The organism is Flavobacterium piscis (genome assembly GCF_031457575.1).
In the GTDB taxonomy this organism is placed as follows: Bacteria; Bacteroidota; Bacteroidia; order Flavobacteriales; family Flavobacteriaceae; genus Flavobacterium; species Flavobacterium piscis_A.
This window is the reverse complement of the sequence record NZ_JAVDWQ010000001.1, coordinates 549,639-561,601: the sequence shown is the minus strand read 5'-3', so window position 1 is coordinate 561,601 and position 11,963 is coordinate 549,639. Positions and strand designations below refer to the sequence as shown.

11 protein-coding genes are annotated in these 11,963 nt (G+C 34.3%); 6 read left to right on the top strand and 5 right to left on the bottom strand.

From position 1 onward, the window contains the following. Positions 1-111 precede the first annotated feature (111 nt). The 4 genes from galE to J2W48_RS02385 are packed head-to-tail and all read right to left on the bottom strand — an operon-like array spanning position 112 to position 4,385. Positions 112-1,125, bottom strand: a complete 1,014-nt coding sequence (galE, locus tag J2W48_RS02400) for a UDP-glucose 4-epimerase GalE (RefSeq protein ID WP_310277490.1) — start codon at positions 1,123-1,125, stop codon at positions 112-114. A gap of 6 nt (positions 1,126-1,131) precedes the next feature. Then, on the bottom strand, positions 1,132-2,181 hold the full coding sequence (locus J2W48_RS02395) for a UDP-glucose--hexose-1-phosphate uridylyltransferase (RefSeq protein ID WP_310277487.1): 1,050 nt from the start codon (positions 2,179-2,181) through the stop codon (positions 1,132-1,134). 2 nt (positions 2,182-2,183) lie between these two features. Beyond that, a complete protein-coding gene (gene galK, locus J2W48_RS02390) occupies positions 2,184-3,353 on the bottom strand; it encodes a galactokinase (protein WP_310277484.1) in 1,170 nt (389 codons plus the stop codon). A gap of 33 nt (positions 3,354-3,386) precedes the next feature. After that, a complete protein-coding gene (locus J2W48_RS02385) occupies positions 3,387-4,385 on the bottom strand; it encodes an aldose epimerase family protein (protein WP_310277481.1) in 999 nt (332 codons plus the stop codon). Between the two features lie 160 nt (positions 4,386-4,545). Here J2W48_RS02385 and J2W48_RS02380 point away from each other — a divergent pair, with 160 nt between their 5' ends. The 3 genes from J2W48_RS02380 to fsa all read left to right on the top strand — a co-directional run bounded on the left by J2W48_RS02380 (position 4,546) and on the right by fsa (position 8,529). Next, entirely contained in the window at positions 4,546-5,544 is a 999-nt protein-coding gene (locus J2W48_RS02380; protein ID WP_310277477.1) for a GntR family transcriptional regulator, read from the top strand. A gap of 263 nt (positions 5,545-5,807) precedes the next feature. After that, the gene (locus tag J2W48_RS02375; protein WP_310277475.1) at positions 5,808-7,862 is read left to right on the top strand and encodes a transketolase family protein; all 2,055 of its coding nucleotides are present in this window, start codon (positions 5,808-5,810) and stop codon (positions 7,860-7,862) included. 10 nt (positions 7,863-7,872) lie between these two features. Beyond that, complete coding sequence (gene fsa, locus J2W48_RS02370; RefSeq protein ID WP_310277472.1) at positions 7,873-8,529, top strand: fructose-6-phosphate aldolase; 657 nt, start codon at positions 7,873-7,875, stop codon at positions 8,527-8,529. Between the two features lie 144 nt (positions 8,530-8,673). Here fsa and J2W48_RS02365 read toward each other — a convergent pair whose 3' ends face one another. Continuing rightward, entirely contained in the window at positions 8,674-9,363 is a 690-nt protein-coding gene (locus J2W48_RS02365) for an NUDIX hydrolase (protein WP_310277469.1), read from the bottom strand. A gap of 568 nt (positions 9,364-9,931) precedes the next feature. Here J2W48_RS02365 and J2W48_RS02360 point away from each other — a divergent pair. From J2W48_RS02360 to J2W48_RS02350, 3 genes are all read left to right on the top strand, one after another. Then, positions 9,932-10,075: a hypothetical protein gene (locus J2W48_RS02360; protein ID WP_310277466.1), complete on the top strand. Its 144-nt coding sequence runs from the start codon at positions 9,932-9,934 to the stop codon at positions 10,073-10,075. A 72-nt stretch (positions 10,076-10,147) separates the two neighbouring features. Further along, a complete protein-coding gene (locus J2W48_RS02355; RefSeq protein WP_310277464.1) occupies positions 10,148-11,695 on the top strand; it encodes an alpha-N-arabinofuranosidase in 1,548 nt (515 codons plus the stop codon). 71 nt (positions 11,696-11,766) lie between these two features. Further along, positions 11,767-11,949 carry a hypothetical protein gene (locus J2W48_RS02350; RefSeq protein WP_310277461.1) on the top strand — a complete coding sequence of 61 codons (183 nt, stop codon included), beginning with the start codon at positions 11,767-11,769 and terminating at the stop codon, positions 11,947-11,949. The last annotated feature ends 14 nt before the right edge of the window (positions 11,950-11,963 follow it).

The window sequence follows — 11,963 nt, the reverse complement described above, 5'->3', positions numbered from 1 at the left end:
TAATAAAATGAAAACCAAAAGTAAAGTAAAAATAGTTACGGACAATATAAACAAATGTATTTTTTACATTTATAACAAAAAGATATGTTTTTAATAATTATTTAAACTTTTTTATGGTCTGATTTTTTGTTCCCATTTCCAGGCACTTGCAATAGCATCCTCAAGTGTCAATTGGGTTTTCCAGCCCAGAACATTATTAGCCTTATCAGTATTAGCATAGGCTTCGGTGATATCACCTTCTCTTCTGTCAACAATTTTATAAGGCAATTTTTGGCCGCTTGCTTTTTCAAAGGCGTTGATTACCTCCAAAACAGAACTTCCGGTCCCTGTTCCCAAATTAAAAATCTCCAATTTGTCAGCATTCTTTTTGTTCACTAACCTTTGCATTGCAATTACATGTGCTTTTGCTAAATCAACTACATGAATATAATCACGAACACACGTTCCGTCAGGAGTAGGGTAATCATTTCCGTAAACCGACAATTCTTTTCGCAATCCCATACCAGTCTGAGTGATGAATGGTACTAAGTTTTGTGGAACCCCAAGAGGTAATTCACCAATTTCATTTGACGGATGTGCCCCAATCGGATTAAAATAACGCAATAAAATAGCATTCAGATTACTGATTTTAGTAACATCAGTAATAATTTCCTCGCCAATTTGTTTGGTGTTTCCATAAGGTGACATGGCTGGCTGAATAGGCGTAGCTTCTGCAATTGGCATTTTTTCGGCCTGACCGTAAACCGTACACGAAGAACTGAATATAAAGTTTGCGTCTGGTTTTTGTTGCAATTCCTGAAGAATATATACTAATGAGTTTATGTTGTTTTCGTAATACAACAAAGGGTCCTGAACACTTTCGCCCACAGCTTTTGAAGCCGCAAAGTGAATTACCCCGGAAACATCAGAATATTTTTTAAAGAAATCCTGAACAGCAGTTTTATCTCTTAAATCTATTTGCTCAAAAAGCGGTTTTTTGCCTGTAATTCGTTCGATACCGTCTAAAACTTCAATTGAAGAATTAGAAAGATTATCAATCACGATTACTTCAAAATTTTCGTTCTGTAATTCTACAACGGTGTGTGAGCCTATAAAACCCAATCCGCCTGTAACAACTATTTTCATCTGTCTTTATTTATTTTTATAATGTATATCAGATTGTTCCCTTAAAACTGCAGCACTTTTTTCAGGAGTGATATCGCGCTGTGATTCACCTAACATTTCGTAACCTACCATAAATTTTTTCACAGTAGCAGAACGTAATAATGGTGGATAAAAGTGCATGTGAAATTGCCATTCTTCATGTGCTTCCCCATCCGTTGGAGCCTGATGAATACCAGATGAATAGGGGAATGAAGTACTGAATAGATTATCGTATTTCGTAGTCAGTTGTTTCAAGATAACAGCATAAGAGGTAACTTCCTCTGCTGTAAAACCGGTAATTTTGTTAACATGCCTTTTGCTGATAATCATTGTTTCATAAGGCCAAATTGCCCAAAAGGGCACTAATGCTACAAAATGTTCGTTTTCGATTACAATACGGTCTTCCTTGATTAATTCGGCTTTAAGATAATCCAGTAAAAGGTTGCTGTTGTTTTTATTGAAATAAGTTTTTAAGTTATTTTGTGTCTTTTCAACCTGGGTTGGCAATGAAGATTGTGCCCAAATTTGTCCGTGTGGATGCGGGTTACTGCATCCCATAACACTTCCTTTATTTTCGAAAATCTGAACATGGTTGATGTATTCTATATTACCTAAATCAGTATACTCATTTTGCCAGGTACGAATGATGTTTTCGATACCGTCAATTTCCATTTCCGGTAAAGTAAGATCATGTCTCGGCGAAAAACAAACTACTCTTGAGATTCCTCTTTCAGGTTGTGCTTTAAAAAAAGTTTGTCTGATGTCATCTTCGTAAATTATTTCATCCTGCTTCATGGCAGCGAAATCATTTTCAAAAACAAACGAACTTTCATAATCAGGATTATTCATGCCATTGGCGCGGACATTTCCGGGACATAAATAACAGGTTGGGTCGTATTCCGGTAATTTTTCAGTCGAAATGGTTTCATTCTGACCTTGCCAGGGGCGTTTCGCACGATGTGGTGAAACCAAAACCCATTCATTTATTAATGGATTATAACGTCTGTGCGGATCTTCGTTAATATCAAAATTTCTCATTCTTAATTTGTAGTATAAAGTGATGTTCCGTTCGAGATTTTTACATCATAAATTTTTAAATCAATTCCAAATGTATCAAAATAAAGGCTAGTAAACATTTCTTTTACCCTGTTTTCATCACCTTTTTTGATTAAGGTAATGGCACAACCACCAAAACCGCCACCCATTAATCGGGAACCAATTACAGTTTCTTCTTTTTTGGCCAGTTCAACTATAAAGTCTAATTCGGCACAACTTACTTCGTATTCTTTTGATAATCCGTCATGGGTGTCAAAAAGCAATTGTCCTAAAACTTCAATATTTCCGTTATCCAAAGCCTCACAAGCCTGAGTAACGCGGCGAATTTCCTTAACTACAAAATGCACTCTTTTAAAAACAGTTTCATTCATTTTATCCTGAATGCTCAAAAGCTGTTCTTCGGTACAATCCCTGAACGTTTTGATTTCAGGAAAATGATTTTTGATGATCGAAAGCCCTTCTTCACACTCTAATCTTCTGTTGTTGTATTCTGATGTAAAAAGCGAATGTTTGACATTGCTATCAAATAAAACCAGTGAGAAATCTTTAAAATCAGCATTATGATATTCAAATTCCAACGTGTTGCAATCTAATTTGATTACCTTATTTTCAAGTCCGTGAACGCTTGAAAACTGATCCATAATACCACAATTAATACCTACCCAATGCTCGGCTTTTTGACCTAATAAAGCAATATCCACTTTTTCAATCTTTAAATCGAAAAGTTCTTTGATACCGAAAATCATTCCACATTCTAAAGCTGCAGATGATGACAACCCTGAACCAACCGGAATATTACTGCTGAAAACACAATTGAAGCCTTCAAAAGTAAAACCATTATCCTGCAATTGTTTAATGACACCCAGAATATAATTGGTCCATACAACATCGCTTAGCTCAATTTTTTTATTCAGATCAATTTCAAATTCCTCATCTAAATCGATGGCGATGATTTTTGAAGTTTTCGAATTGCTTTTCTCAAACGCAAAACAAATTATTTTATCAATAGCAGCTGGTAAAACATAGCCATCGTTATAATCGATATGTTCTCCAATGATATTAATTCTTCCTGGAGAAAGCACAATTTTTTGAGGCGTTGTTCCAAAAGACTTCTCGAAAAAGGCAGTGGTATTTTGTATTAAAATCTCGTTCATTATTTTGTAATTGTAATAGTGTTATCTTTAAATTTAGGAAATTAAGTGTTCAAATTTATAAACTGTTTTTTGATGATATTCTGCACCTTTTTTTAAAATAGAATTTGGAAAATGTGTGTGATTTGGGGCATCGGGAAAATTTTGGGTCTCAAAACAAATTCCGCTTGACGGGTGATAAACAGCATCTTCTTTTCCTTTTACCATATCAAAACAATTTCCCCCTACATATATATGTAAACTTGGCTGGTTTGTGTAAACGCTCATCTGCAAATTATATTTTGAACTAAATAACTGAGCCACAGCATTATTTGTTGGCTCCAGCACAAATGAATCATCAATTGATGCCGGACATTTTTTAGATGTTCTAAAATCGAAATCATGATTAGAAAGATCAGTAAAATTTCCAGTTGGAATATTGTCTGTGTTCTTTTCCAAAATTTTATCAGATTCAATACACATGTTTTGATTCAGAACAGTCGAATTATGACCATCAAGATTAAAATAACTGTGATGAGTCAGATTGATTATGGTATCTTCAGTAGAAGTTGCCTTGTATTCCAGTTGTAATTCGTTGTCCTCCTTTAGGGTGTATGTTAAAACCACGTGTAGTTCACCCGGATACTTTTCGTCTAAATTTTCACTCAGAAGACTTAAAGTTAGCGATGGATTATCACCTGAAGTAACATTGGTAACAGTCCATACTTTTTTTCCAAAACCAATATTTCCACCATGTAACGCATTCACACCATTATTGGTATTGAGTTGAAATGTTTTATCATTTAATTTAAAAAAACCATTATTGATTCTTCCGGCATAACGGCCAACAGTTGTTCCAAAATAAGGAGCACTTGGCAGTTCATAAGATTTTAAATATGGCTCTAATGAATCAAAACCCAGGACAACATCAATAAGGTTGCCTTTTGAGACTGGAATTTGGATTGAAGTTACAGTTGCACCATAATTAATGATTTGTACTTTCATTCCTTTTTTATTTGATAATTGAAAAGAATGAATTTCTTCGTTATCTGGCATTAAACCGAATAATTTAGATGTTGATTTATCCTGAAAATGAGACATGTGTTTTATTTCTATACTTTTTTTGCAAAAAATGAAATTCAAAAATAGTAACATTTTTTATTTTTGCATACCAGTACCTACCAGTTTTTGTATATTGCACCCCAAAATCATTTTTATGAACATCATCTCAATTCAAAATAATCTTGGTTTACCAAAGTATAAGCAGATAATTCTTTCAATTGAAAAAGCAATAGAGGAGGAAAAGTTAGTAAGAGGAGACAGGCTTCCGTCTGTAAATAAGGTGTGTCTGGCTTTTTCATTATCCCGCGATACAGTTTTACAGGGATATGATGAACTCAAAAAAAGAGGGATTATCTACGCTATTCCGGGGAAGGGCTATTATGTTAAAAGCATTGAAATTACTATAAAACATAAAATTTTTTTACTTTTTGATGAATTAAATATTTTCAAGGAAGATATATATAATTCGTTTTTAAAAAATATAGGAAAAAATGTTCAGGTTGATATCTTCTTTCACAATTTTAATGTTCAGGTATTTAAAAGACTGATAAATGACAGCAATGGTAACTATACCAAATATATCATAATGCCAACTAATTTAATCGATGTCGTTGATTCTATAAAAACCCTACCAGTAAATGATGTACTCATCTTAGATCAGACAAATTCGGACTTAAAATTATTTCCTGCTATTTATCAAAATCATCAAAAAGATATTTATGAAGGCTTGACTAAAGGGAAAATCAGATTGGGGAAATACAAAAAACTTATCTTGATTTTTCCCGGATTCAGAGAGCCACTCGGGATGAAAATTGGATTTGAAAATTTTTGTACTGAACATAATTTCGATTATGAAATAATTACTGAATTTAATGAGCATGAAATTGCAGTTGGGGATTTATATGTTATTCCAAATGACAGAGATTTGGTTGGCGTAATTGAGGATGCCAGAAACCACAATCTGAAATTAGGAACCGATTTTGGCATTATATCGTATAATGAAACCCCTCTGAAAAAAGTCGTAGCAAATGGAATTACTACTATTTCTACACATTTTGAAGCCATGGGCAAAATTTTGGCAGAGATGGTAATCAAGGGAAAAAAAGAACAAATCGAAAATAAATCCTCCTTAATTATGCGTCATTCACTTTAAGGGTTTGTGGTAATATTACTTAAACTGCATTTAATTTTCCGGATTATTACTGAATATTCAATTTTTTAGTAAAAAAAATAAACAAACTATTTTTTGTTTTTATGGAATTATTTTCCATACATTTGTAAATGTAAATTTCACACTTATTTATTTGTTTTGTTTTTGCTTATCGTTTTTAGGATTATTCTATTTGAAATTCAGCATTTACAAAATTGAAATTTCAAGTAATTTAAACTAAAAACCACTTTCAAATTATAACTAAAATGAATAATAAAACAGACCAATTATCAGCAGATAACATACGTGCCTTAGCCATTTCGATGGTCGAAAGAGCAAATTCCGGACACCCGGGAGGTTCCATGGGCGGGGCCGATTTTATGCATATTTTATATACAGAGTATTTAAAATACGATCCAACGGATATGAACTGGATCTTCAGGGACCGATTTTTTATGGATGCAGGCCATCTTTCGGCTTTGATGTATGCACAGTATTATTTACTTGGAAATTATGAAAAAACTGATCTGCAAAACTTTAGACAATGGGGTTCAGTAACACCAGGTCATCCGGAGATAGATGTAAAAAGAGGAATTGAAAATACCTCAGGGCCTTTAGGGCAGGGTCATGCAATGGGGGTCGGAGCCGCAATTGCAGCGAAGTTTTTATCAGCAAGATTTGATAATTTATTCGATCATAAAATTTATGGCTTTATTACCGATGGTGGTGTCCAGGAAGAAATTTCGCAGGGAGCAGGACGTATTGCCGGGCATTTGGGACTGAACAATTTCATTATGTTTTACGATTCTAATGATGTACAACTTTCCTCTATGACAGAGGAAGTAACGACTGAAAACACCGCAATGAAATATGAATCATGGGGATGGAAAGTCATTACGATTAATGGTCACAGCCATGCCCACATTCGCTCAGCATTAAATGCTGCTCATGCAGAACTTGAAAAGCCAACGTTGATTATCGGACGAACCATAATGGGCAAAGGTTGTGTTACAGCCGATGGAACAATATACGAAGGACAATGTGAATTACACGGTAAACCAATTGGAGGAACCAAAGCCGATTTTAACAGGACCTTATTGAATTTAGGTGCCAGCACAGAAGATTCATTTGCAATCTATGAAGAAGTTGCAGCACACTACAAAACGATTTTAAATAATAAGACAAAAGAAGCAACTGACAGAAAATCACTAATACAGGCTTGGGAAACTCAAAATCCTGAATTAGCCCAAAAAATAAAACAGTTTTTTTCAGGCGATTTGCCAGATTTGGATTTTAGCAGTATTGTCCAAAAAGCAAATGCTGCGACCCGGGATGCTTCCGCAGCGGTTTTGGGTTACCTGGCTGAAAATGTTGAGAACATGATCGTTTCCTCTGCCGATTTATCCAACAGTGATAAGACAGACGGATTTCTGAAAAAGTCATCTGTATTGCAGAAGAATGATTTCAGCGGAGGCTTTCTGCAAGCCGGTGTTGCTGAACTTACCATGGCGGCCATTGCCAACGGAATTGCGCTTCACGGAGGAGTAATTCCGGTTGTGGCTACATTTTTTGTGTTTTCAGATTATATGAAACCAGCCATTCGTCTGGCAGCCATTCAGGAATTACCGGTAAAATATGTCTGGACACACGATTCTTTCCGCGTAGGTGAAGACGGTCCAACGCACCAGCCAATTGAGCAGGAAGCACAAATCCGACTATTGGAAAAAATAAAAAACCATTCGGGAGATCAAAGTTTACTGGCCTTGCGTCCGGCAGATGCAGTTGAAACTTCTGTTGCCTGGCAAATGGCACTTGAAAATAAGAAAACACCAACAGGTTTAATTTTGTCAAGACAAGACATAAAGGATCTTCCAACAAATGGAACTTCAAGATTTGAGGATGCCATTCAGGCTAAAAAAGGAGGTTATCTGGTAAAATCTACTCAAAATCCTGATATTACCTTAATCGCCAATGGCTCCGAGGTTGCCACTTTAATAGAAGCTGCAGGGGAACTTGAAAACGCGATGCAGATCAATATAAATGTAGCATCGATAATTTCAGAAGGACTTTTCAGGTCGCAATCAAATGAATATCAGGAAAGTATAATTCCAAAAGACGGATTGGTTTTCGGACTTACAGCAGGACTTCCTGTTAATCTGGAGAGTTTGGCCGGAAGCAACGGAAGAGTATTTGGCCTTGATCATTTCGGATATTCTGCTCCGGCTTCTGTTTTGGATCAGAAATTCGGATTTACTAGTAAAAATGCTTCCGAAGAAATTAGTAAATATTTAAAAGAAAACAATTTTAAAACATCAAAATAAAGAAAAGACTATGAAATTTTTTATAGATACAGCGAACTTAAAAGACATTAAAGAAGCAAATGATTTAGGGGTTTTAGATGGCGTTACCACTAATCCAACACTAATGGCAAAAGAAGGAATTTCGGGTGCACAAAACATTCTGGACCATTATATAAAAATTTGCGAATTGGTTGATGGTGATGTAAGTGCCGAAGTTATTTCAACAGATTTTGAAGGAATGATTGCCGAGGGTGAAAAGTTAGCTGCTTTGCATCCACAAATTGTGGTAAAAATCCCGATGATAAAGGATGGAGTTAAAGCCATTAAATATTTTTCGAATAAAGGAATCAGGACCAATTGTACTTTGGTGTTCTCATCAGGACAAGCATTGCTGGCGGCGAAAGCAGGTGCAACTTATGTGTCTCCTTTTATTGGACGTTTAGATGATATTTCGACTGATGGAATGGGTCTGATTGAAGAAATCAGACTGATTTATGATAATTATGGTTTTGAAACTCAGATATTGGCAGCTTCGGTTAGAAATGTGATGCATATTATCAATTGTGCTAAAACAGGATCAGACGTTATTACCGGGCCTTTGAGTGCAATAGAAGGTTTATTGAAACATCCGTTAACAGATATTGGACTAGCCACCTTTTTGGCAGATTATCAAAAAGGGAACAGCTAAAAATAAAGGGAATAATTAGTTTAATTTTAATAGTAGTTTTATTGGAGAAAAAACCCTGAAAGCTTGTAGATTTCAGGGTTTTTGTTTTTATAAAAAAGCTTGTTTTTTTGCACGCAGATTTAAAGTATTATACTAAAACGTAATCTACAAGTTCAATACAAAATCGTTTAGTAATTTTTCTTCATATTTTTCTTTGTTAAAAGTATACAGATAAGATCCTTTTCTTGAAGATTGCATGTCTTTTTCGTCCAGTTTATTTAAAATTTCAAGAGAGTTAATTTTACTGATAAAGTTACGTTTGTCTAATTCTTTACTCAAAATTGCTTCATATAATTCTAATAATTGGCGCATGGTAAATTTTTCAGGTAATAATTCAAACCCAATTGGTTTTATAGATGTTCTGTAACGCAATCTTCTGATGGCATGTTGCAACATTTCGTTGTGGTCAAAAATAAGATTTGGGGCATCTGCAATACTAAACCACTGTGCATGATAATTTTTAATCAATTCGGCATTGTGGTTTTCAATATTAATCAGGGCATAATAAGAAACTGAAATAGTTCTGTCCACAGGATCACGATCAATTTCGCTATAAGCATGGAGCTGCTCCATATAAATATCGTGTAAGCCGGTATAAGTATTCAAAATCCTTATGGCGGCATTATCCAGTACTTCATCACGTTTCAAAAAGCCTCCAATTAATGACCATTTTCCTTTCTCAGGCTCAAAGTCCCTTTTGATTAAAAGTATCTTCAATCCATCGTGATCAAACCCAAAAATGATACAATCTACTGCTAATAAAACCTTATCGGCAGAGCTATAACTGTTTAACATATCCAATTTTTATCGGTAAATATATAAACTTCCTAATAGCTTTCATAATTTTATTAATGTGTTTTTAACACTTACAGTAATAACTATTGAAGACAGATTAAAAAAAAGCACTTATTTACAAAAAAATAACATGAATTTGTAGTTTTTATGAATCTTTTAAGAAGAAAACAGGATAGTTACAGGATACTTTTTTAAAAATAGACTTCAAATATCAGGAGGGTTAAATTTAAAGTAGGTTTTTTTGTATAAAAAAAGCAATATTTTATTATACTCAAATTGTTATTTATCAGCTTATTTTATCTTTTTTTAATCTCCATTTTTTTTGATTTAAAAGTTACTTTTTAATCAAAAGTGTAAATTTTACACAATTAACATGATGGAAAACTCATTTTTTTGAAAAAAACTCATTTTTTTAAATGTAAAATCAACACTTAAATTATGATATACACTTTTTTTATTTACTTTTTTTATGATATTAATTTGTTTATAAGGTTTTATTTTAATTAAATTTACAAATGTAAAATTAACACTTATAATTATTTACTAACTAACTTAAAAAAACCAGTATATGGCTTATGGTTTCTGGCATGCCGGAATTGGAGTAGTTCAAATTAATCCTTCGACAGGAAAACCTACAGGAACAAGAACGGTTGTAGCTGGTGGAAACCATGCTTCATGGGAAGCTCCTTGTTTAATTAAAGAAGGAAGCTAACACTTACATACTAAAATTAAAATTCAGAGGGAAGTTTTATTAACTTTCCACTTTATAACTTTATCTATTATCATGAAAAAAACGTTTTTAATTCTATTTGTTTTTACACTTTGTAATCAAATTACTTTCGCTCAAAAAGAAACCACAGTTGTCACATTAAAAAATGATGACAAGGCTCCGGTTATCAACAAAAATATCTACGGACATTTTGCAGAACATTTAGGACGCTGTATCTATGGAGGTTTTTTCGTTGGTGATACTTCAAAAATTCCAAATACTAAGGGAGTTAGAAATGATATTATTGCTGCCTTGAAAGATTTAAAAATTCCAAATTTAAGATGGCCAGGCGGTTGTTTTGCGGATACGTATCACTGGAAAGATGGTATTGGCCCTCAGGAACAAAGACCAACTATCGTAAACAAATGGTGGGGCGGCGTAACAGAAGATAATAGCTTTGGGACACATGATTTTTTGAATATGTGTGAACTTCTTGGAACAGAGCCTTATTTGTCAGGAAATGTGGGAAGCGGAACCGTTCAGGAATTAGCTGACTGGGTTCAGTATACCAACTTTAGCGGAAAAAGTCCGATGAGTGATTTGCGTAAAAAGAACGGAAGAACCGAACCATGGAAAGTTAAATACTGGGGAATTGGCAATGAAGCGTGGGGTTGTGGAGGAAACATGACAGCCGAATATTACGCTGGAGAATACCGCAAGTTCGCTACTTTCATGTCGGATTGGGAAAACACAGGCGGAATTACCCGTATTGCTTCCGGATCAAGTAGTGATGATTATAACTGGACTGAAGTTTTAATGAAAAATATTCCATTAAATATGTTAGGGGGAGTTGGAGTTCATCATTATGCTGTAATTGATTGGAATAAAAAAGGTGATGGAGTTGATTTTAGTGAAGGACAATATTTTCAAACAATGAAATCAGCTTTAAAAATGGAAGAGCTTGTTACAAAACACTCGGCCATAATGGATAAATACGATCCTGAGAAAAAAATAGCCATGATGGTTGATGAATGGGGAGGCTGGTATGAAGTAGAAAAAGGAACAAATCCCGGTTTTTTATACCAACAAAACACAATGAGAGATGCTGTTTTGGCCGGAGCAACATTAAACATATTCAACAATCACGCAGATAGAGTTCAAATGGCAAACTTAGCACAATGTGTTAACGTTTTACAGGCTGTTATTTTGACCGATAAAGCAAAAATGATAACAACGCCAACCTATCATGTAATGAAAATGTACAGTGTTCATCAGGATGCAAAATTATTACCGATAAGTTTTCAATCGCCTTTGTATACAGTTAACGGAGAAACACTTCCGGCTGTATCGGCTTCGGCTTCAAAAGATAAAAATGGTGCAATTCATATTTCATTGGTAAATGTAGACGCAAAAAATAAAAACAAAATAGAAATTGATGTTAAGGACCTTGGAGTTAAAAACTTTACGGCTACAGTAATAACATCAGCTAAATTACAAGATTACAATTCATTCGATACACCAAATAAAATTATTCCAACCGTTTTTAAAGGTTTCGAAAATAAAAAAGGAAAACTTGAAATCACTATTCCTCCTTTCTCAGTAGTTGTTTTAGAAGGAAAATAATAGGCTATAAAAATGAAAAAACAAATTCTATTTTAAAAGTTGCTTCGTATAGAGGGTTCTTTTTATTTGCTGTGGAAAGCTGCTTAAAAGATGATCCTGCAAATGAAGATACGGATCCTCCGGTTGTAGTTGTGTCACCTGTGGTTACACCTCCTTTTCCCAGATTGGTTTATGCGGATAATTATATTTCAATTTCTTCGTGGAACAGCGGGGTACAATGGAATTTAGCCAACGTTCATGATCCAACAGTCTAAAAATTCGGCGAATA

Excerpts from the sequence above, each read along its gene's own strand:
- galE (WP_310277490.1), bottom strand. The coding sequence starts at position 1,125 with ATGAAAATAGTTGTTACAGGCGGATTGGGTTTTATAGGCTCACACACC.
- J2W48_RS02395 (WP_310277487.1), bottom strand. The coding sequence starts at position 2,181 with ATGAGAAATTTTGATATTAACGAAGATCCGCACAGACGTTATAATCCA.
- galK (WP_310277484.1), bottom strand. The coding sequence starts at position 3,353 with ATGAACGAGATTTTAATACAAAATACCACTGCCTTTTTCGAGAAGTCT.
- J2W48_RS02385 (WP_310277481.1), bottom strand. The coding sequence starts at position 4,385 with ATGCCAGATAACGAAGAAATTCATTCTTTTCAATTATCAAATAAAAAA.
- J2W48_RS02380 (WP_310277477.1), top strand. The coding sequence starts at position 4,546 with ATGAACATCATCTCAATTCAAAATAATCTTGGTTTACCAAAGTATAAG.
- J2W48_RS02375 (WP_310277475.1), top strand. The coding sequence starts at position 5,808 with ATGAATAATAAAACAGACCAATTATCAGCAGATAACATACGTGCCTTA.
- fsa (WP_310277472.1), top strand. The coding sequence starts at position 7,873 with ATGAAATTTTTTATAGATACAGCGAACTTAAAAGACATTAAAGAAGCA.
- J2W48_RS02365 (WP_310277469.1), bottom strand. The coding sequence starts at position 9,363 with ATGTTAAACAGTTATAGCTCTGCCGATAAGGTTTTATTAGCAGTAGAT.
- J2W48_RS02360 (WP_310277466.1), top strand. The coding sequence starts at position 9,932 with ATGGCTTATGGTTTCTGGCATGCCGGAATTGGAGTAGTTCAAATTAAT.
- J2W48_RS02355 (WP_310277464.1), top strand. The coding sequence starts at position 10,148 with ATGAAAAAAACGTTTTTAATTCTATTTGTTTTTACACTTTGTAATCAA.